General features: G+C 64.8%; 14 protein-coding genes. 10 read left to right on the top strand and 4 right to left on the bottom strand.

Features of this window, described 5'->3' with window-relative positions; all coding sequences use genetic code 11:
- Positions 1-7: 7 nt before the first annotated feature.
- The 3 genes from FLM21_RS18565 to FLM21_RS18555 all read left to right on the top strand — a co-directional run bounded on the left by FLM21_RS18565 (position 8) and on the right by FLM21_RS18555 (position 3,305).
- Positions 8-586 (top strand): hypothetical protein, encoded by a 579-nt coding sequence (locus tag FLM21_RS18565; RefSeq protein WP_148716996.1) that lies wholly within the window; start codon positions 8-10, stop codon positions 584-586.
- Between the two features lie 158 nt (positions 587-744).
- Positions 745-1,125 (top strand): aspartate 1-decarboxylase, encoded by a 381-nt coding sequence (panD, locus tag FLM21_RS18560; RefSeq protein ID WP_148716995.1) that lies wholly within the window; start codon positions 745-747, stop codon positions 1,123-1,125.
- A gap of 245 nt (positions 1,126-1,370) precedes the next feature.
- A complete protein-coding gene (locus tag FLM21_RS18555) occupies positions 1,371-3,305 on the top strand; it encodes a M60 family metallopeptidase (protein WP_187359991.1) in 1,935 nt (644 codons plus the stop codon).
- 61 nt (positions 3,306-3,366) lie between these two features.
- On the opposite strand, the gene FLM21_RS18550 is transcribed toward FLM21_RS18555, so the two are convergent.
- Entirely contained in the window at positions 3,367-4,893 is a 1,527-nt protein-coding gene (locus FLM21_RS18550; protein ID WP_148716993.1) for a phospholipase D family protein, read from the bottom strand.
- 123 nt (positions 4,894-5,016) lie between these two features.
- On the opposite strand from FLM21_RS18550, the gene FLM21_RS18545 reads away from it, so the two are divergent.
- Positions 5,017-5,478, top strand: a complete 462-nt coding sequence (locus FLM21_RS18545) for a copper chaperone PCu(A)C (RefSeq protein ID WP_148716992.1) — start codon at positions 5,017-5,019, stop codon at positions 5,476-5,478.
- Between the two features lie 8 nt (positions 5,479-5,486).
- Positions 5,487-6,398: an oxygen-dependent coproporphyrinogen oxidase gene (gene hemF, locus FLM21_RS18540; protein ID WP_148716991.1), complete on the top strand. Its 912-nt coding sequence runs from the start codon at positions 5,487-5,489 to the stop codon at positions 6,396-6,398.
- On the opposite strand, the gene FLM21_RS18535 is transcribed toward hemF, so the two are convergent.
- Positions 6,392-7,240 carry a C13 family peptidase gene (locus FLM21_RS18535; protein ID WP_187359990.1) on the bottom strand — a complete coding sequence of 283 codons (849 nt, stop codon included), beginning with the start codon at positions 7,238-7,240 and terminating at the stop codon, positions 6,392-6,394. The two genes, hemF and FLM21_RS18535, sit on opposite strands and share 7 nt — an antisense overlap.
- Before the next feature lie 107 nt (positions 7,241-7,347).
- Here FLM21_RS18535 and FLM21_RS18530 point away from each other — a divergent pair, with 107 nt between their 5' ends.
- The 3 genes from FLM21_RS18530 to FLM21_RS18520 all read left to right on the top strand — a co-directional run bounded on the left by FLM21_RS18530 (position 7,348) and on the right by FLM21_RS18520 (position 14,378).
- Complete coding sequence (locus FLM21_RS18530; protein ID WP_148716989.1) at positions 7,348-8,220, top strand: AEC family transporter; 873 nt, start codon at positions 7,348-7,350, stop codon at positions 8,218-8,220.
- Positions 8,221-8,391: 171 nt separating this feature from the next.
- Entirely contained in the window at positions 8,392-12,840 is a 4,449-nt protein-coding gene (gene gltB, locus FLM21_RS18525; RefSeq protein WP_148716988.1) for a glutamate synthase large subunit, read from the top strand.
- A gap of 122 nt (positions 12,841-12,962) precedes the next feature.
- A complete protein-coding gene (locus FLM21_RS18520) occupies positions 12,963-14,378 on the top strand; it encodes a glutamate synthase small subunit GltD family protein (RefSeq protein WP_148716987.1) in 1,416 nt (471 codons plus the stop codon).
- Between the two features lie 50 nt (positions 14,379-14,428).
- Here the strand turns inward: FLM21_RS18520 and FLM21_RS18515 are convergent, their stop codons facing one another.
- Positions 14,429-15,505: a tetratricopeptide repeat protein gene (locus FLM21_RS18515; protein ID WP_187359989.1), complete on the bottom strand. Its 1,077-nt coding sequence runs from the start codon at positions 15,503-15,505 to the stop codon at positions 14,429-14,431.
- 93 nt (positions 15,506-15,598) lie between these two features.
- Complete coding sequence (locus FLM21_RS18510) at positions 15,599-16,645, bottom strand: tetratricopeptide repeat protein (RefSeq protein WP_148716985.1); 1,047 nt, start codon at positions 16,643-16,645, stop codon at positions 15,599-15,601.
- A 137-nt stretch (positions 16,646-16,782) separates the two neighbouring features.
- Here FLM21_RS18510 and FLM21_RS18505 point away from each other — a divergent pair, with 137 nt between their 5' ends.
- Positions 16,783-17,388, top strand: a complete 606-nt coding sequence (locus FLM21_RS18505) for a MarC family protein (RefSeq protein ID WP_148716984.1) — start codon at positions 16,783-16,785, stop codon at positions 17,386-17,388.
- A gap of 75 nt (positions 17,389-17,463) precedes the next feature.
- Positions 17,464-18,120 carry a ribose-5-phosphate isomerase RpiA gene (rpiA, locus tag FLM21_RS18500; RefSeq protein ID WP_148716983.1) on the top strand — a complete coding sequence of 219 codons (657 nt, stop codon included), beginning with the start codon at positions 17,464-17,466 and terminating at the stop codon, positions 18,118-18,120.
- The last annotated feature ends 150 nt before the right edge of the window (positions 18,121-18,270 follow it).

The following is an 18,270-nucleotide window of genomic DNA, read 5'->3' as shown; positions in this document are numbered from 1 at the left end:
CGAACCGATGTTGCCCAAGAGACCCCTGAACCAGCTGCTGCCGGTGCGCTTTCGCAACGGCGAGCAGATCCGCCAGTTTTCCAAGCCCTGCGTGCGCTGCGGCCACATGCTGAACGCCCGCGACATGCAGGGCGCGGCACGCCTCGTTGACGAGAACCAGCTTGCCATCGCCGCCGCCGCCCGCTGCCCGCAATGTGGCGAGCGCTTCGGTGTGGCATGCCTCGTGGACGAGCAGAAACGCGTGCGCCGGGTGCTGGTGCCGGCCGCGTTGTTCGGCTGGTACCTGCGCAGCCTGCCGCCGCAGAAGGGCGAGCAGAGCCAGCTGCACACGGTGGCGATGGACGACCTGCGCGACGCCGACCTCACCGTGACCGAAGCGCAGTCGGCCCCGGTGCCAGCACCCACGCGCCAGCAGGACGTGGTGCGTGCCGATCAGGCGCTTGGCCAGTACCAGGGCAAGCCCATTCCCGCCTGGGTGGAGGTCGACGGTGTGCGTCTCGACTTCGAGCGGGTGGCGCCGGGGGCGCAGCCGACGCAGGACGAATTCCTGCTCGATGGCTGCCTGCTGTATCGCGGCGCGCGCTGAGCGCTTGTTTCCGCGCGCCGTCATCCCCACCTGATCAAGGCTGATGCACCGGAATGCAGCATTGCCCTGTGCGCTGCACCAATTCGCGAAACTGCCACTTGGCTTTTTGCACTAACGTCTTATAATCGCAAGCTTTTTTACCGGCGGAGACCCTCGCCATGCAACGCTCGATGCTCAAATCCAAGATCCACCGCGTCTCGACGACCCACGCCGAGCTGCACTACGAGGGCTCGTGCGCGATCGACGAGAACCTGCTCGAGGCCGCCAACATCCGCGAATACGAGCAGATCCATATCTGGAACATCAACAACGGCGAGCGTTTCTCCACCTACGCCATCAAGGCCGCGCGTGGCTCGGGCATCATTTCGGTGAACGGTTCCGCCGCACGCCGCGCGCAGGTGGGCGATCTCTTGATCATCGCCACCTTTGCCGACTACACCGAGGCCGAACTCGCCAACCACCAGCCGTCGCTGGTGTACGTGGACGAAGCCAACCGCATCGTCAGCACCAAGAACGGCATCCCGGTCCAGACCGCCTGACCTGTTCGCCCGCCGTTCCCGAAAGGCCGCCCTGTGCGGCCTTTTTGCTTTGGCGGCTGCTCCATCACCAAAACAGCGTTTTCTGTATGAGTGGCCGCTGATGCGGGACGGGTGGCCACAGGCTGTTTTGCCGAGGCTGCTACGATGGCGCCGCCACGGTGCAGTGTGAGGCACGCCACAAACAGAGCGGCCGGGCCGGGCACGGAGAGTGTGGATTGCCAGATCCACGAACAGGGATGGGAAGCATGAAACTGAAACAATGGGTGGTCGCGAGCAGCATGTTGCTCGCCGTACCGGCGTGGGCGCTCGCCCCGGCTTGGGACAACAACAGTGTTTACGTAGCTGGCGACACCGCCAGCTATCAGGGCCAGGACTGGCGCGCCAAGTGGTGGAACCGCAGCAACACGCCGGGCGCCGAGCAATGGGGTCCGTGGGAAAAGATCGCCGCTACACCGGCCGCGACGCCAACACCGGTGCCTGCCACCACGCCGACCCCGCAACCGGCGGCCACGCCGACGCCCAGGCCTACCGCCATACCGGTTCCGACCAGCACGCCGGCTCCGGTTGGCGCCTATCCAGCCTGGGATGCGAGCAAGACCTACGACGTGGCTGGCACCCGGGTCAGCTTTGAAGGCAAGGTCTACGAGAACCAGTGGTGGACCCGTGGCGACAATCCGGCGCAATCGGGCCAGTGGGGCGTGTGGCGCGTGGTCAGTGTGACCGCGCCGACGCCGACCGCTGTGCCGGCCACGCCAACGCCAAGACCGACCGCCACCCCCACGCCGAAGCCGTCCGCCACCCCGGTCCCAGTTGCCACCCCGACACCGAAGCCGACTGCCGTGCCCACGCCGGTGGCAACACCTACGCCGCGGCCGACTGCAGTCCCGACGCCTGCACCGACCCCGGTGGTCACGCCGACGCCATCCGGCAGCATCGTGCCGAGCCGCCAGATCATGCTGGAGCAGCCGGGCAATATCGGCACGCTGCGCGCGGCACAGCTGCGCAGCTTCAACCACACGCCGTTCCAGTCCACCGGTTATTGGGTGCAGTCGGGCGATGTGCTGGTGGTCAGCTATTACCACACCGGTGCCATGCCCAACCGCTTGCCGGAAATCTGGATCCATTCGATCGACGACGATACCTGGGGCTATGACAGCGATCAGAAGGTAAAGCTGGTGGTGGGCAGCAATACCATCACCGCGACCAAGACCGGCGCCGTCTACGTGTCGGTGTTCAACGACCCGACCGGTGGCGAGATGAAGGTGGAGATCGTCTCCGGCGGCCGCGCGATGCCGCGCTTCAAGCTGGGTGAGCACACCGCCGCGCAGTGGCAGCAAATGCTGGCCAACTACGGCGGCGCGCCGTATGCCGAGCTGGTCGGCCGGCGCATCATGCTGACCGCGACCATGGCCAAGGCCAAGTTGCACGTCGACGATCCGGTCAAATTGATGACGCTGTGGGACCAGATCGTCGATCTGGCCGACGAGCAATATGGCATGAAGCCGGGGCTCGCTGCGCCGCACACCGCCACGCCGCACCGCTTCCACTACGTGGAGCTGCCGCCGTACGACGGCTGGATGTACTCGTGGCAATACCGGATGGCCAGCGCCTCGGCCGATGGCGCCATCCGCCCGGTGCTGAACAGCGACACGCTGCGCACCGACGGCTGGGGCCCGTGGCATGAGCTCGGCCACCAATACCAGATCAGCAGCTTTACCTGGGCCGACCAGACCGAGGTCACCGTCAACCTGACTTCGGCCTATGTGCAGCGCGCGCTGGGCCAGCCGAGCCGCTACGAGACGCAGGGTACCTGGACCAAGACCTTCGCCTACCTGAATCAGGCGAGCCGCAGCTTCGATACGCAGTCTGATCTCTTTGTGCGGGCCACCCTGTTCTGGCAGCTGGATCTCGCGTTCGGTCGTGACTTCTACGCCAGGTTGGGTACCCACTACCGCAACCTGCCAGCCGCGCAGCGGCCGGGCACCGACGCGGCGAAAAAACAGACCTTCATCATCGAGACCAGCCGTGTTGCCGGCTACAACCTCACGCCGTTCTTCACGCAGTGGGGCATCGCGGTGGATGCCGCCACGCAGGGCACGCTGGCCGGCATGGGACTGAAGACGCTGACACAGCCAATCTGGCTCAATCGCGACAGCAACGTGCAGTACAAGCTCTATTGATTCGCACGCCAGGCCGAAACAAAAACACCGGGTCCAGGCCCGGTGTTTTTGTTGGTGCGCGTCACAGCTGCGATTCGATCGGCAGCAGGCGCAGCAGGTCCACCCCGATGCGGCGCAGCAGCGAGGTTTCCGGGTCGTGGCCGTGTACGGCGTCGCCGTCCGGCTCGTGCCATTGCAGGTTGCCGTCGTCGAGCGTCAACCGGTAGGCCTTGTCGGCGACCAGCTCGTCGAACTGGTCGGCCATGTGGTCAGCCAGGGCGGGGCTATCGAGCAGGATGCCGATCTCGGTATTGAGCTCGATCGAGCGCGGGTCGAGGTTCAGCGAGCCGATGAAGACGTAGCGACGATCGAAGATGAACGACTTGGCATGCAGGCTGGCGCGGGAAGAGCCGGTCCAGCCGCTGCCGCCCTTGGGGCGTGGATTGGCCGGATCGGGTTTGAGCTCGTAGAGCGAGATGCCGCCCTTCAATAGTGGCTTGCGATAAGGTGCGTAGCCGGCGTGGACCATGCCGACATCGGTGGCGGCGAGCGAGTTGGTCAGCACCCGCACCCGCGTGCCCTGGGCCGCGCGCTGCACCAGCCAGGCGGTGCCGCCTTTGCCCGGTACGAAGTAGGGTGAAACGATGTCGAGTGAGCGGTCGGTCTGCGCTGCCACCGGCGCCAGTCGCTCGACCAGCGTGCTCGCCGGCCGCTCGGTCAGCTTGTCCGGATGATCGTACAGCGCTTGGGCATTGCCCCAGTAGAACGGCAGGCTGGCGTCGCGCAGGCGCAGGGCCAGCGCGTCCTTTTCCAGCTGTTGCAGGTAACCGGTGGCGCGGTCGAGCTGCTGCTGCGCGGCCAGTGTCTTGCGCAGGTCGAGCAGCTTGCTGCCGGTATCGGCGCGCGGATAGAAATCGTTGATCGGAATGGCACGCTGATGGCGCCAGTAGAGATCAAACGATGTTTCGACCTGCGCCACCACTGGGCCGACGGCGAGCACGTCGAGGTCGGAGAAATCGATTTCCGGGTTGGCCTCGAAGTATTCGTCGCCGATATTGCGCCCGCCAACGATGGTGACGTGATCGTCGGCAGTGAAGCTCTTGTTGTGCATGCGCCGGTTCACCCGGCTGAACTCCAGCACCATGCCCAGCGTGCGCAGCCAGCGCTGGCTCACCGGGTTGAACAGCCGCACCTCGATATTGGGATGGCCGGACAGCGCCAGCAGCGTGTCGTCGTCCGGCTTGCTACCCACGTCGTCGAGCAGCACCCGCACCTTCACGCCGCGGTCGGCGGCTTCCAGTACCTTGGCGGTAACGAGGCGTCCGGTCACGTCGTTGTGCCAGATGTAGTACTGCAGATCGAGCGTCTTTTCCGCTGTCATCGCCAGCGCCAGTCGGGCGATCAGCGCATCGCGGCCGTGTTCCAGCGGGTAGATGCCGGAGAGCTCGGCGTGCGCATCCGACAGCTTGCGCGCGGTGCGGGCCAGCATGGTGTCGTGGGTATCGATCACCGGGGCGGGCGCCTCCAGCGTGCGTGCGGGCAGGCTGCTACAGGCAGCGAGCAGGCTGGAGAGGCTGAGCATGGCGATCAGTTTCGCGAATGGGCGCATGGTCGGCGGTTGGTTGGCGTCAGGCTACTTTAGCAAACTCATCGGCGGCGGCTGGCGGCTATAATCGCGCTTTGCTGTCGGTGGCCGGCTGACAGCCATCCTCCACCCCCTCGGGACCTTGTCATGACGCGTCTGTTCGCTGCCTTCTGCCTGACCCTGCTAGTCGCCACCAGCCACGCTCACGAGTTCGAGGCGGGCAAGCTCCTGATCGTGCATCCATGGGCGCGTGCCACGGCGCCGGGCGCGCCGGTGGCCGGCGTGTTCGTCACGCTCGACAACAGCGCTGGCGATGCGGATCGGCTGGTCGGTGGCGAGACCGCCGTGGCCGAGCGGCTGGAGCTGCACACGATGAAGATGGACAACGGCGTGATGAAGATGCGCAAGGTCGATGCCATCGACGTGCCGGCCAAAGGCACCCAGAAGCTCGCCCCGGGTGGCCTGCACATCATGCTGTTCGGCCTCAAGGCACCCTTGAAGGAAGGCGAGCAGTTCCCGGTGACGCTGCAGTTCGAGAAGGCCGGCAAGGTCCCGGTCAAGGTCAAGGTCGAAGCGCTCGGTGCTGCCGCGCCGGCGCACGGCAACTAGGCCAGGCCATGGACAGCACCGCGGTCAAGGACTACCTGCTGACGCTGCAGCAGAACATCGTCGCCACGCTGGAGAATCTGGATGGCGGTAGCTTCATCGTCGACAGTTGGCAACGGCCCGAAGGCGGCGGCGGTATCAGCCGCGTGATCGAGGATTCGGCGCTGCTGGAGCGCGGTGGCGTGCTGTTCTCGCACGTGACCGGCAGCCAGATGCCGGCTTCGGCCACCGCGCACCGGCCCGAGCTCGCCGGCCGCGCCTGGGAGGCGATGGGCGTATCGCTGGTGCTGCACCCGCGCAACCCCTACGTACCGACGGTGCATCTCAACGTGCGCATGTTCCGTGCCCACGCGCCGGGGCAGGAGGACGTCTGCTGGTTTGGCGGCGGCATGGATCTGACCCCGTACTACGGCTTTGCCGACGATGCGGTCCATTTCCACGCCACCTGCCGCGACGCGCTGGCGACGCAAGGGTCGGAGTACTACCCGCGCTTCAAGGACTGGTGCGACCGCTACTTCTTCCTCAAGCATCGCAACGAGGCGCGCGGCATCGGTGGCATCTTCTTTGACGATTTCACCGACGGTGGCTTCGAAGGCGGCCTTGCCATGATGCGGGCGGTGGGCGATGCCTTCCTGCCGGCCTTTGTGCCCATCGTCGAGCGCCGCCGCGAGTTGGCCTACGGCGAGCGTGAGCGCGACTGGCAAGGCTATCGCCGCGGCCGCTACGTCGAATTCAACCTGGTGTGGGACAGGGGCACGCTGTTCGGCCTGCAATCGGGCGGCAGAACCGAGTCCATCCTGTGTTCGATGCCGCCGCTCGCGCAGTGGCGCTACCAGTGGCAGCCGCCCGAGGGTAGCCCGGAAGCGCAACTGCTGAGCGATTTCCTGCCGGTACGCGACTGGCTGGGGCAAGCGGGTCAGTAGCTGTCGTCAAGTACCGCTTCGCTTGCATGGTCGAGCGCGTCGGAGGCCGGATCGAGCTTGCGGGCCAACTGCGGCCCCAACCAGAACTGCGGATTGGAGTGCTCGCGTATGCCGATGGCTTCCTCTCGCCGGCGTATGGCCTCGGCCAGCTTGCCGTAGATTTGCCGCCAATCTGGCGTGTCCAGGTCTTGCTCAAACAGCGCCTCGCCAAAATAGGTGTAGCGATCAGCGCTGCCGCAGCCGAAAGAGGGGTGATGAGCGTCGGCTGCTGTCAGGATCAGGCTGCTGCTGTTGCGGAGCACCTCCTGAAAAGTGCCGGAGTAACAGGCCGAAACGAAGACCGCGCGCCAGCGTATGCCGGCCGTGCTCAGTTGTGCGGACAGCCAAGACGGCGCGAGCGACAGGGGTCGGTTGCGACCGCGACGCAGTTGTAGACTGCCATCCTTGCCGCCATGGGAGACCAGATACAGCACCAGCAGGTCTTCTTCGTGGTTCATGAGCCGGGAAAGCCCAGTGATCGCCGCGCTCAAGCTGTCGGGCGTCGCTTGCGGCGTTGTCGCGATGTCGTCATCAGCATTGCTGAGCAGGATGCTCTTGCCTCCGGTGGCGAAGGTGCGGTCCAGCCGCTCGCGGGCGAGTCGGGCTTCGTTGCCAAAGACGGCGGGCGTGTCGAACCCGGCCAGTGCAATCAGGTAGGTATTGGCGGTGTGGGGCGTTCGCGGTGGCAAGCTTGCGAGCTGGGTCTTCAGCAACCGCTCGGTCGCCGTGGTGTCTTGCGGCGGAATCGCGGCACAGCCGGCAAGCATGCATAGGCAAATCAGAATGGTGAGGCGACGAACCATGCGGAGGGTGCCGGAGGCGGGGAGCGAAGCCGTTATCATACGAATGTTTTCGTAGGTTGCACCTGCGGGCTCGCCTGGGCTTACTCCGTCATCTCATTCCGGTATCCATGTTCCTGCGCATTCTCTCCATCGTCGCGCCCATCCTGCTGATCGTGCTGGTCGGCTGGCTCTATGGGCGCTATCGCAAGATCGATCTCACCGATCTGAATCGACTCAATGTGGAGTTATTGTCGCCATTACTGGTGCTGGCGGTCTGGTTGGAGCGTGACGTCTCGCTGGCTGCGTATGCGCCGCTGCTGACCGCGACCACGCTGGTGGTACTGGGCACCGGTGCCATCGCCTGGGGCGTGGCGCAGCTGGCCGGTTATCCGTGGCGCGCCTTCGTGCCGGCGATGATGTTCACCAATACCGGCAACATCGGCTTGCCGCTGATGCTGCTGGCCTTCGGTGCCGCGGCCTTCCCCGGCGTGGTGGCGATCTTCGTGCTGGTGACGTTGCTGCATTTCACCCTGGGCGTGCGGTTACTGAATCCCGGCGCGTCGCTGTCCATGCTGCTGCGCGTGCCCATGGTGTGGGCGCTGTTGCTGGCGCTGGTGGTGCAGCTGTCGGGCTGGCATCCGCCGGCCAGCCTGCTTTTGCCGGCCAAGATGCTGGGTGAGACAGCGATCCCGCTCAGCCTGTTCGCGCTCGGTGTGCGGCTGGCCGATTTCGCCGGCGTGCGCTGGCGGGTGGGGGCCGTCGGCGCGCTGCTGTGTCCGCTCGTCAGTTTATTGCTGGCATGGCCGCTGGCACTGCTGTTCGGGCTCGACGCCGGTCAACGCGGCGTACTGCTGGTATTTGCGGCGTTGCCGCCGGCCGTGCTCAACTACCTGTTCGCCGAGCAATACCGGCAACATCCCGATCTGGTGGCCGCAATCGTGGTGGCCGGCACGCTGGCGGCGCTGGTGTTCATCCCTGCTGCGCTCTATGTTGCGCTCTGATGACGCAGGCTTTGTGAAAAACTGACACGTCATGCTGTAGTGCGCAGTGTAGGCTTTCGGGTTTTCCCGGATTGAAGGCGGCCGAGCTTTTCGGTTGCCGAGGGCCGGTTTTTGTCGCTAGAATCAAGACCTTTTCGCTGAAATTTTGGCTTTACCCGCAAAGGTTTTGGAATGGATCGACAGAGCTGGTTGCAAGGCACGCTGTACAGCCCGCAGTTCGAGCAGGATAGCTGCGGCTTCGGCCTTATCGCGCAAATGGACGACAAGCCCTCGCACTGGCTTGTGTCCACTGCCATCAAATCGCTGGCCTGCCTCACCCACCGTGGTGCGGTAGCGGCCGACGGCAAGTCGGGTGACGGCTGTGGCCTGTTGTTCAGGAAGCCCGACGGCTTCCTGCGCACCGTGGCCGCCGAGACCGGCATCAGCCTCTCTGCCAACTACGCTGCGGGCTTGGTGTTCCATAGCACCGACGCGGGCATTGCTGCCGAATCCATCGCCAATCTCAAGGCCGCCGTCGAAGGCCAGGGCCTCGTCTACGCCGGCCTGCGCATGGTGCCGGTCGATATCGAGGCCTGTGGCGAATATGCGCTGCGCACGCTGCCGACCATCGGCCAGGTATTCGTCAACGCGCCCGACGGCCTGTCCGACGCCGAGTTCGAGCGCAAGCTCTACCAGGCGCGCCGCGTGGCCGAGAAGGCCAACAAGGGCGACGCCTCGTTCTACATCCCGACGCTCAACCCCAAGGTGCTGTCGTACAAGGGCCTCGTCACGCCGGACAACCTGCCGGTGTTCTACCTGGACCTGAAGGACGAGCGTTTCGAGTCGTCGCTGGCCGTGTATCACCAGCGCTTCTCGACCAACACCTGGCCGCAGTGGAAGCTGGCACAGCCGTTCCGCTTCGTCGCGCACAACGGCGAGATCAACACGCTGCACGGCAACCGCCTGTGGGCCAAGGCGCGCGAAGCCATCATGGATTCGTCGCTGCTCGACATGGACAGCGTCCGCCCCATCGTGCAGACCGACGGCTCCGATTCGATGAGCCTCGACAACATGCTCGAAGGCCTGATGATGGGCGGCATCGACATCTTCCGCGCCTTCCGCATGATGGTGCCGCCGGCTTGGCAGAACGTCGATTCCAACGACCGTGACCTGCGTGCCTTCTACGAATACAACTCCATGCACATGGAGCCGTGGGACGGCCCGGCCGGCCTCGTCTGGACCAACGGCCGCTACGCCGGCTGTGCGCTGGACCGCAACGGCCTGCGCCCGGCGCGTTATGTGATCACCAAGGATCGCCATATCACCATCGCCTCCGAAGTGGGCACCTGGGACTACAAGCCCGAGGACGTGGTGAAGAAGGGCCGCGTCAAGCCGGGCCAGATCGTTGCCGTCGACCTGACCACTGGCGAGTTCCTCGATACCGAGACCATCGACAACCGCCTGAAGTCGGCCAAGCCCTACCGCGAGTGGGTCAAGACTCACGCCCAGCACCTCGAGATCGCCGAGGACAAGGGCGTATTGCCGGCCATGGACAAGGTCGAGCGCCTCACCTACCAGAAGCAGTTCCAGCTCACGTTCGAAGAGCGCGACCAAGTGATCCGCGTGCTGGCCGAAGCCGGCCAGGAAGCGGTCGGCTCGATGGGTGACGACACCCCGATGGCCGTGCTGTCGGAAAAGGTGCGCTCGCCGTTCGATTACCTGCGCCAGCAGTTCGCCCAGGTGACCAATCCGCCGATCGACCCGATCCGCGAAGCGATCGTGATGTCGCTGAACACCTGCTTCGGCCCCGAGCGCAACCTGTTCAACGAAAGCGAAATCAACGCGCGTCGCCTAGAAGTGCGTTCGCCGGTGCTGTCCAGCGACAAGTTCGATGCGCTGACCAGCATGAACGATCCGGACTACAAGTCCGCCCGGTTCGATCTCGCCTACGATCCGGCGCAGACCAACCTGAAGGCTGCGATCGAAGCGCTGCAGGCTGCGGTGCTGGCATCGGTGCGTGACGACAAGACCGTCATCGTGGTGCTGTCCGACAAGCGCATCGCCAAGGAACTCTTGGTGATCCCGGCGCTGTTCGCCGTCGGTGCCGTCAACCACGCGCTGGTCGATGCCGGCCTGCGTTGCACCACCAACATCATCATCGAGACTGCCACCGCGCGCGATCCGCATCACTTCGCCTGCCTGATCGGCTATGGTGCCACCGCCGTGTTCCCGTACCTTGCGTACCAGACCATCATGGAGCTGATCGAACTCGGCCAGGTGGAGCTGCCGCTGGAGAAGGCGGCGAACAACTTCCGCAAGGGCATCAACAAGGGCCTGATGAAGATCCTCTCCAAGATGGGGATTTCGACCATTGCGTCCTACCGTGGCTCGCAGCTGTTCGAGGGCGTGGGCATTGGCGAGGAAGTGGTCGACCTGTGCCTGGAAGGCACGGTGTCCCGCATTGGCGGCGCGACCTTCTCCGATTTCGAGGAAGACCAGAAGAAGCTGACCCGCCTTGCGTTCAACACCATGCGCCCGTTGCAACAGGGCGGCTTGCTCAAGTACGTGTTCGGCGAGGAATACCACGCCTACAACCCGGACGTGGTGATGCAGCTGCAGAAGGCGGTGCAGGGTGGCGACTACAAGGAATACCAGAAGTACGCCGACCTGGTGAACAACCGCCCGGTGGCCATGCTGCGTGACCTGATGACGCTGGATTTCGATCCGGCCAAGGCGATTGCCATCGACGAGGTCGAGCCGCTCGAATCCATCCTCAAGCGTTTCGATTCGGCCGGCATGTCGCTGGGCGCTTTGTCGCCGGAAGCGCACGAGGCGCTGGCCGAGGGCATGAACCGCCTCGGTGGTCGCTCGAACTCGGGCGAAGGTGGCGAGGATGCAGCGCGCTACGGCACGCTCAAGATGTCCAAGATCAAGCAGGTGGCGTCGGGCCGTTTCGGCGTGACCCCGCATTACCTAGTGAACGCCGAAGTGCTGCAGATCAAGGTGGCGCAGGGCGCCAAGCCGGGCGAAGGTGGCCAGCTGCCGGGCGACAAGGTGTCACCGCTGATCGCCAAGCTGCGCTGCTCCAAGCCGGGCATCAGCCTGATTTCGCCGCCGCCGCACCATGACATCTACTCGATCGAAGACTTGGCCCAGCTGATCTTCGATCTGAAGCAGGTCAACCCGCAGGCGCTGGTCTCCGTGAAGCTGGTGGCCGAGCCGGGCGTCGGCACCATTGCCGCTGGCGTCGCCAAGGCCTATGCCGACCTGATCACCATCTCGGGTTACGACGGTGGCACTGGTGCGTCGCCCTTGGCATCGGTCAAGTACGCTGGCTCGCCGTTCGAGCTCGGCCTGACCGAAGCGCAGCAGGTGCTGCGTGCCAACGGCTTGCGCGGCCGGGTGCGCGTGCAGGCGGACGGTGGCCTCAAGACAGGCCTTGATGTGATCAAGGCCGCCGCCATGGGCGCCGAGAGCTTTGGCTTCGGTACCGGCCCGATGGTGGCGCTGGGCTGCAAGTACCTGCGGATTTGTCACCTGAACAACTGCGCGACCGGCGTGGCGACGCAGGAAATCAAGCTGCGTTCCAAGTACTTCACTGGCCTGCCGGACATGGTGGTGAACTACTTCACCTTCATCGCCCAGGAAACCCGCGAGCTGATGGCCAAGCTGGGCATCCGCCGCTTCGAGGACCTGATCGGCCGCACCGACCTGCTGTCACTGGCTGCCGGCGCCACCGAGCGCCAGCAGAAGTTGCGTCTCGACGTGCTGCTGAGCCAGGGCGAGATTCCGAATGACGTGCCGCGCTTCTGTATCGAGGATTCCAACCCCTCGTTCGACAAGGGCGAGCTGGCCGAGGACATGGTCAAGGACGCGCTGGCCGGCATCAAGGCCAAGACGCCGCAGAAGTTCGAATACAAGGTGCGCAACATCAACCGTTCGATCGGCGCGCGCCTGTCGGGCGAGATCGCCAAGGCGCATGGCGCCGAGGGCCTGCCGGCCGATTGCCTGCATATCAAGCTCACCGGTTCCGCCGGCCAGTCGTTCGGTGTGTGGAACGCCAACGGCCTGACGCTGGAGCTGGAAGGCGATGCCAACGACTACGTCGGCAAGGGCATGGCCGGAGGCCGCCTGGTGATCTACCCGCCCAAGGCCAGCGAGTTCAAGTCCGATGATGGCGTGATCGTCGGCAACACCTGCCTCTACGGCGCAACCGGTGGCGAGCTGTATGCCGCGGGCCGCGGTGGCGAGCGTTTCGCCGTGCGCAATTCCGGCGCGCTGACCGTGGTCGAAGGCGTGGGTGACCATGGCTGCGAATACATGACCGGCGGCGCGGTGATCGTGCTGGGCGAGACCGGCTACAACTTCGGTGCGGGCATGACCGGCGGTTTCGCCCTGGTGCACGACCCGAAGGAAAAGTTTGCCTATCGCATCAACAACGAGCTGATCGACATCAACACCATCAACGGTGAAGCCTTCGGCGCCGTGCGGGCCTTCCTGCGCGACAAGCTCAAGGCTCACCTCGAGATGACGGGCTCGTCCAAGGCGGCCGAATTGCTGGCCAACTTCGACGAGGCGGTCGACTACTTCTGGCTGGTGAAGCCCAAGGCCGCCAAGCTCGACGATCTGCTGAAAGATTGATGATGTGAAGTGCGGGGCAGGACGCGGATCGCCGCGCCGCCTCGCACCGCAGCGTATGTGTTCAGGAGCCGAGGGTTGAACCGGGCGTGCCCGCTTCCTCGCTCCTCACTGAGGTTAAATCAATGTCCGACGTATTCCAGTTTATGAACGTTGCGCGCAATCCCGGCGAGAAGGTGCCGGTGGAGAAGCGCAAGTTCGTGTTCCGCGAGATCTACGAACCGCTCGCCAAGACCGAGGCCGGTGAGCAGTCCAGCCGTTGCCTCGCCTGCGGCAACCCGTACTGCGAGTGGGAGTGCCCGGTGCACAACTACATCCCGAACTGGTTGCAGCTGGTGAAGGAAGGCAAGCTGTTCGAGGCGGCAGAACTCTCGCACAAGACCAATTCGCTGCCCGAGATCTGCGGCCGCGTCTGTCCGCAGGATCGACTGTGCGAAGGCGCCTGCACGCTGAACCAGGGCGGTTTCGGCGCCGTGTCGATCGGTTCGGTCGAAAAGTACATCACTGACGAGGCCTTCAAGCAGGGCTGGCGTCCGGACATGAGCCAGGTGGTGAAGACCGACAAGAAGGTCGCGGTGATCGGTGCCGGCCCGGCTGGCCTCGGTTGTGCCGACATCCTGGTGCGCAACGGCGTGCAGCCCGTGGTATTCGATCGTTATGAAGAGATCGGTGGCCTGCTGACTTTCGGCATTCCCGAGTTCAAGCTCGAGAAGGAAGTGATCGCAACCCGCCGCAAGATCATGGAAGAGATGGGCGTCGAGTTCCGCCTCAACACCGAGATCGGCCGCGATATCAGCCTGGAGCAGTTGCTCACTGAATACGATGCGGTGTTCATGGGCATGGGCGCATACAAGTACATGAAGGGCGGCTTCGAGGGCGAGGCCCTGCCGGGCGTGCTCGAAGCGCTGCCGTTCCTGATCAACAACGTGCGCAACTCGATGAACACGCTGCCCGAGGGCGAGGTGTTCCAGGCTATGCAGGGCAAGCGCGTGGTGGTGCTGGGTGGTGGCGATACCGCCATGGACTGCAACCGCACCTCGATCCGCCAGGGTGCCAAGAGCGTGATTTGCGCGTATCGCCGCGACGAAGAAAACATGCCGGGCTCCAAGCGCGAAGTGCAGAACGCCAAGGAAGAAGGCGTCGAGTTTCAATGGAACAGCCAACCGGTTGGCATCGAGCAGAACGCCGACGGCTCGCTCAAGCTCAAGCTCGTTACCACCGCTTTGGGCGCGCCGGACGAGAAGGGTCGTCGTCGCCCCGAAGTGGTGGCCGGTTCCGAGCGCGGCATCGATTGCGACCATGTGATCGTCGCCTTCGGCTTCCAGGCCGAACGACTGTCGTGGTTTGACGCCGCCAACATCAAGACCGACGACTGGAACCGTACCGTTGCGCCGTTCAAGCAGCAGTACAAGCACCAGACCAGCAACCCCAAGGTGTTTGCCGGTGGCGATCAGGTGCGTGGCGCCGATCTGGTGGTGCGTGCGGTGTACGAAGGCCGTCAGGCCGCCGAGGGCATCCTGGAATACCTGCAGGTCTGGTAAGCCGGCAACTCGACAAAAACCCCGCTGCGGCGGGGTTTTTTGTTTGTGCATCAATGAGCGTGTGGCTGATCGGCAGCAGCGGCGTTGGCAGGGCTGGCGAAGCGGGCCAGCGCGTCGTCGATCACCGCCCAGTCGGTTTCGCCGTTGACCGGCAACTGCGCGTCGATCTGCGCCTGCAGTGCGGCGGCGCGCTGTTGCTGGTCTGCCGCCAGCGGCTGGCGATCCAGTGCCAGCGCGAGCACGGCGAACTGCCGACGCAACCGTGCCTCGACGTGCAGCATGCCATCGGTGTTGGCGATGTCGATCGCCCGCTGCAGCAATTGCACGGCCTGTTCCGGCTCACCCTGGCGTTCGCGTACCTGCGATAGCGTGGCGAGTACGTTGCTCTCGCACCAGTGCGACGGGGTGAACACCAGCAGCTCCAGCGCTTCCTCCAGCATCTGTTCGGCCGTATCGAGCGCACCTTCCTCCAGTCGCAGCTCGGCAAGCCGCAACAGCAGTTCCGCCTGGTAGTGGCCGAAGTCGTGTTCGCGGCATAGCTGCAGCGCGGTTTCCAGCATCGCGATCGCTTCGGCGGGCCGACCGACCATGCGCAGATCCCAGCCCAAGGTGATGCGTACCTTGGCGATCAAATAGATGTCGTCGCTGTCGGCGAGCAGGGCGTCGGCGGCCTGCAGGAAGCGGATCGAGCGCTGGCAGTCGTTGCAGGCACTGCATACATGGGCCAGGCCGACCAGCGCGAGCGCGCGGGTACGGGTGCGCGCCGGATTGTTGCCGCACAGCATCAGGCTACGCAGCCAAGCGCCGGCGGCGGTCAGGTAGTCGCCCGAGGTATAGCTATGGCGGCCGAGCCGCTCCTGCGCCGCGGGCTCCAGCTCGGTCAGCCCGTGCTGTCGGCAGAGCGCCAGCGCCTCGGCGATGGCGAGACCACCATCCTCGCGGATGCCGAGCTGATCCTCGATCAAGGACAACTGGGTGGCTGCGCGTATGATACCGACGATATCGCCCGCCGCGCGCGCCTCGGCCAGCAGGGGCTGGCATAGTCGAGACGCGGTGATGGGATCGTCGAAGGTGATGCGATCGATTTCAGCAAGCGCGAACGCTCGCTCGGGCGTGGTGGTGAGCATGATGGCCGGGAACCTTGTTACGCCCATTGTAAGTGCAGACCGGCGGTCGGGGCCATGCCGACCGGTGGTCAGGCAAGCCCGGCCATCTTCGCGCTAGCTGCGTCCGGCGGTGACGAGCAACTGGCCGAGGTGGCCCAGCGACGGTTGCGTGCGCGCCGGGCTCACTGTTTCCAGATGGATACGCAGTTCCTGACTGTGGCGTAAATGCTCATCGTGCAGCGCTGGCTTGCCGCTGCGGCCCGCGTAGTCGGCCAGTTGCATGTGCAGCCGTACCTGCAGGTGGCGCATGCCGTCCTGTCGTGCGATGTCGAGCGCGCGCAGCGTGGCCTGCATCGCCGCGTCCAGCTCGTCGTGCTGCGCCAGTAGCTGCGCGTGCAGCGCCAGCAGGTTCACCTCGCCCCAGTGGTACGGCGTGTCGGCTACCAGCATCAGGCCGTCCGCGACCAGCATGGCGGCTTCGTCGAGGCGGCTCTGGGCGATGCGCACTTCCGCCAGCCGGTAGAGCGCTTCGGCTTCGTGATGGGGGAAGCCGTGGCTGCGGCACAGCACGATCGCCTGCTGCAGTGTTGCTTCCGCGCCATCCTGATCGCCGGTCTGGAAGTGGTTGTACCCGAGGTTGATCTTCACCATCGCCGCGAGGTATGCATCGTTGATGTCGGTGAGGCGGGCGTCGGCGGCGGCATGCATGCTGACGGCCTGCCCATGCTCGCCGCAGGCATCGCACAGTTGCCCCAGCCCGACCAGGGCCTGGGTGGAGACGCGCAGCAGGTCCGGCTTGCCCTGGCACAGCCGCACGCACTGTTCCCAGTGCGCCAGCGCCTGCTGGTAGTCGCCCAGCGTGTAGTGGCAACGCCCGAGTTGCTCCAGCACCGCCGCTTCCTGTGCCAGGAAGCCGAACTCTTCGCAGTGCGCCAGCGCCTCCAGCAAGGCGAACTGTGCCTCGCGTACCTCGCCCAGCTGGTCTTCGATCAGCGACAGCTGCAGCGCGCCGCGAATCAGCGCTTCCGGATCGTGGCTGTGCCGTGCGCTGTCGAGCAATTGCAGGCACAGGCGGCGTGCGCGCGTCGGTTCGATGAAGATGGCGGACTCGATCTCGGCCAGTTGCCGGGCATGATCGGTGCGTAATGCGGGAAGCAGCATGGCGACGTCATGGGTTGTAACCTTGCCAGTCTAGCGCCGAGCTTCGCCCGCCGCTGCCGCCGTTGGGCTGACAGCGATCCCGGCTGGCTAGGGTAAGCCCCGATTCGGCCATTCAAGGGGATGATTAGCATGCTTGCATGGAAACGACGACCTTCCTCTCCGCCTTCGTGCTGCTGCTCCTGGTAACCGATCCTTTCGGCAGCTTGCCGATCTTCGTTTCGCTGATGAAGCGGGTGCCGCCAGCGCGGCGCCGCACCGTGGTGCTGCGCGAGATCTCGGTAGCGTTCTGCGTGCTGTTCGCCTTCATGCTGTTCGGCCGCCAGTTTTTGCAGGTGATGCATCTGTCCGAGACCTCGCTCGGCATCGCCGGCGGGGTGATCCTGTTCCTGATTGCGCTACGCATGGTGTTTCCGCCGCCACCGAGCACCGCTGAGGTCGAGACCGAGGAGCCCTTCGTCGTGCCGCTGGCGATCCCGTTGATCGCCGGCCCTTCGGCCCTGGCAACGGTACTGCTGCTGGTGTCGCGTGAACCGGCACGGTTGTGGGAGTGGGTGGGCGCGCTGGCCTTGACCATGCTGGTGTGCGGGCTGGCGCTGGCGTTCTCGGAGAAGATCAGCCAGTGGCTGGGCGAGCGCGTGACCATCGCCTTCGAACGGTTGATGGGGCTGATCCTCACCGCCATCGCAGTGCAGATGCTGCTCGACGGCATCCGCCATTACGTGGGCAGCCTGACGACAACGTGATCAGGGGCAAGGGCGATGGCGCGCTTTGCCGCTACAATTCGGGCCACTGACACTTTCCATCGCCAAGGAGCCGCCATGACCCAGGACGAAATGAAACGCACCGCCGCCGAAGCTGCGCTGGCCTTTGTGCCGGACGACAGTATCGTTGGCGTCGGCACCGGTTCGACCGCCAATTACTTCATCGATGCGCTGGCCAAGCAGAAAGGTCGCATCGTTGGCGCCGTGTCGTCGTCCGAGGCTTCGGTGGCCCGGCTCAAGGGCCACGGCATCGCCGTGTTCGATCTCAACGGGGTCGACCAGCTGCCGGTCTATGTCGACGGCGCCGACGAGATCAATCACCAGCTGCAGATGATCAAGGGCGGTGGCGCGGCTCTGACGCGCGAGAAGATCGTCGCTGCGGTTGCCGAGCAGTTCGTCTGCATTGCCGACGAAAGCAAGCAGGTGCGCGTGCTCGGCAGCTTCCCGCTGCCGGTCGAGGTGATCCCGATGGCACGCTCGTATGTGGCGCGCCAGCTGGTCAAGCTCGGCGGGCATCCGGTGTATCGCGAAGGTGTGGTGACCGACAACGGCAACGTGATTCTCGACGTGCACGGCATGCAGATCGCAGAACCTGCGAAGCTGGAAACGGAGATCAACCATATCGTCGGCGTGGTCACCAACGGCCTGTTCGCGCGCCGCCGCGCCGATGTGCTGCTGCTCGGTACCCGCGATGGCGTGAAGACGTATCGCTGATTTCATCGGCGTTGTTGCATTTGTCGCCGGGCTGTTGCCCGGCGTCGTCATTTTCCAGCAGGCTGTGCCGTGATTGGCTACCATCGGGCAATCCGGTGCGCCCGCCCTCGCGTGGCCAGCCGGTGGGTCTGGTTCGCGACTTGCAACCTG

The organism is Chitinolyticbacter meiyuanensis (genome assembly GCF_008033135.1).
GTDB lineage: Bacteria > Pseudomonadota > Gammaproteobacteria > Burkholderiales > Chitinibacteraceae > Chitinolyticbacter > Chitinolyticbacter meiyuanensis.
The sequence above is the reverse complement of the archived record's forward strand: the minus strand, read 5'-3'. Positions and strand labels throughout refer to the sequence as shown.

Excerpts from the sequence above, each read along its gene's own strand:
- FLM21_RS18565 (WP_148716996.1), top strand. The coding sequence starts at position 8 with ATGTTGCCCAAGAGACCCCTGAACCAGCTGCTGCCGGTGCGCTTTCGC.
- panD (WP_148716995.1), top strand. The coding sequence starts at position 745 with ATGCAACGCTCGATGCTCAAATCCAAGATCCACCGCGTCTCGACGACC.
- FLM21_RS18555 (WP_187359991.1), top strand. The coding sequence starts at position 1,371 with ATGAAACTGAAACAATGGGTGGTCGCGAGCAGCATGTTGCTCGCCGTA.
- FLM21_RS18550 (WP_148716993.1), bottom strand. The coding sequence starts at position 4,893 with ATGCGCCCATTCGCGAAACTGATCGCCATGCTCAGCCTCTCCAGCCTG.
- FLM21_RS18545 (WP_148716992.1), top strand. The coding sequence starts at position 5,017 with ATGACGCGTCTGTTCGCTGCCTTCTGCCTGACCCTGCTAGTCGCCACC.
- hemF (WP_148716991.1), top strand. The coding sequence starts at position 5,487 with ATGGACAGCACCGCGGTCAAGGACTACCTGCTGACGCTGCAGCAGAAC.
- FLM21_RS18535 (WP_187359990.1), bottom strand. The coding sequence starts at position 7,240 with ATGGTTCGTCGCCTCACCATTCTGATTTGCCTATGCATGCTTGCCGGC.
- FLM21_RS18530 (WP_148716989.1), top strand. The coding sequence starts at position 7,348 with ATGTTCCTGCGCATTCTCTCCATCGTCGCGCCCATCCTGCTGATCGTG.
- gltB (WP_148716988.1), top strand. The coding sequence starts at position 8,392 with ATGGATCGACAGAGCTGGTTGCAAGGCACGCTGTACAGCCCGCAGTTC.
- FLM21_RS18520 (WP_148716987.1), top strand. The coding sequence starts at position 12,963 with ATGTCCGACGTATTCCAGTTTATGAACGTTGCGCGCAATCCCGGCGAG.
- FLM21_RS18515 (WP_187359989.1), bottom strand. The coding sequence starts at position 15,505 with ATGCTCACCACCACGCCCGAGCGAGCGTTCGCGCTTGCTGAAATCGAT.
- FLM21_RS18510 (WP_148716985.1), bottom strand. The coding sequence starts at position 16,645 with ATGCTGCTTCCCGCATTACGCACCGATCATGCCCGGCAACTGGCCGAG.
- FLM21_RS18505 (WP_148716984.1), top strand. The coding sequence starts at position 16,783 with ATGGAAACGACGACCTTCCTCTCCGCCTTCGTGCTGCTGCTCCTGGTA.
- rpiA (WP_148716983.1), top strand. The coding sequence starts at position 17,464 with ATGACCCAGGACGAAATGAAACGCACCGCCGCCGAAGCTGCGCTGGCC.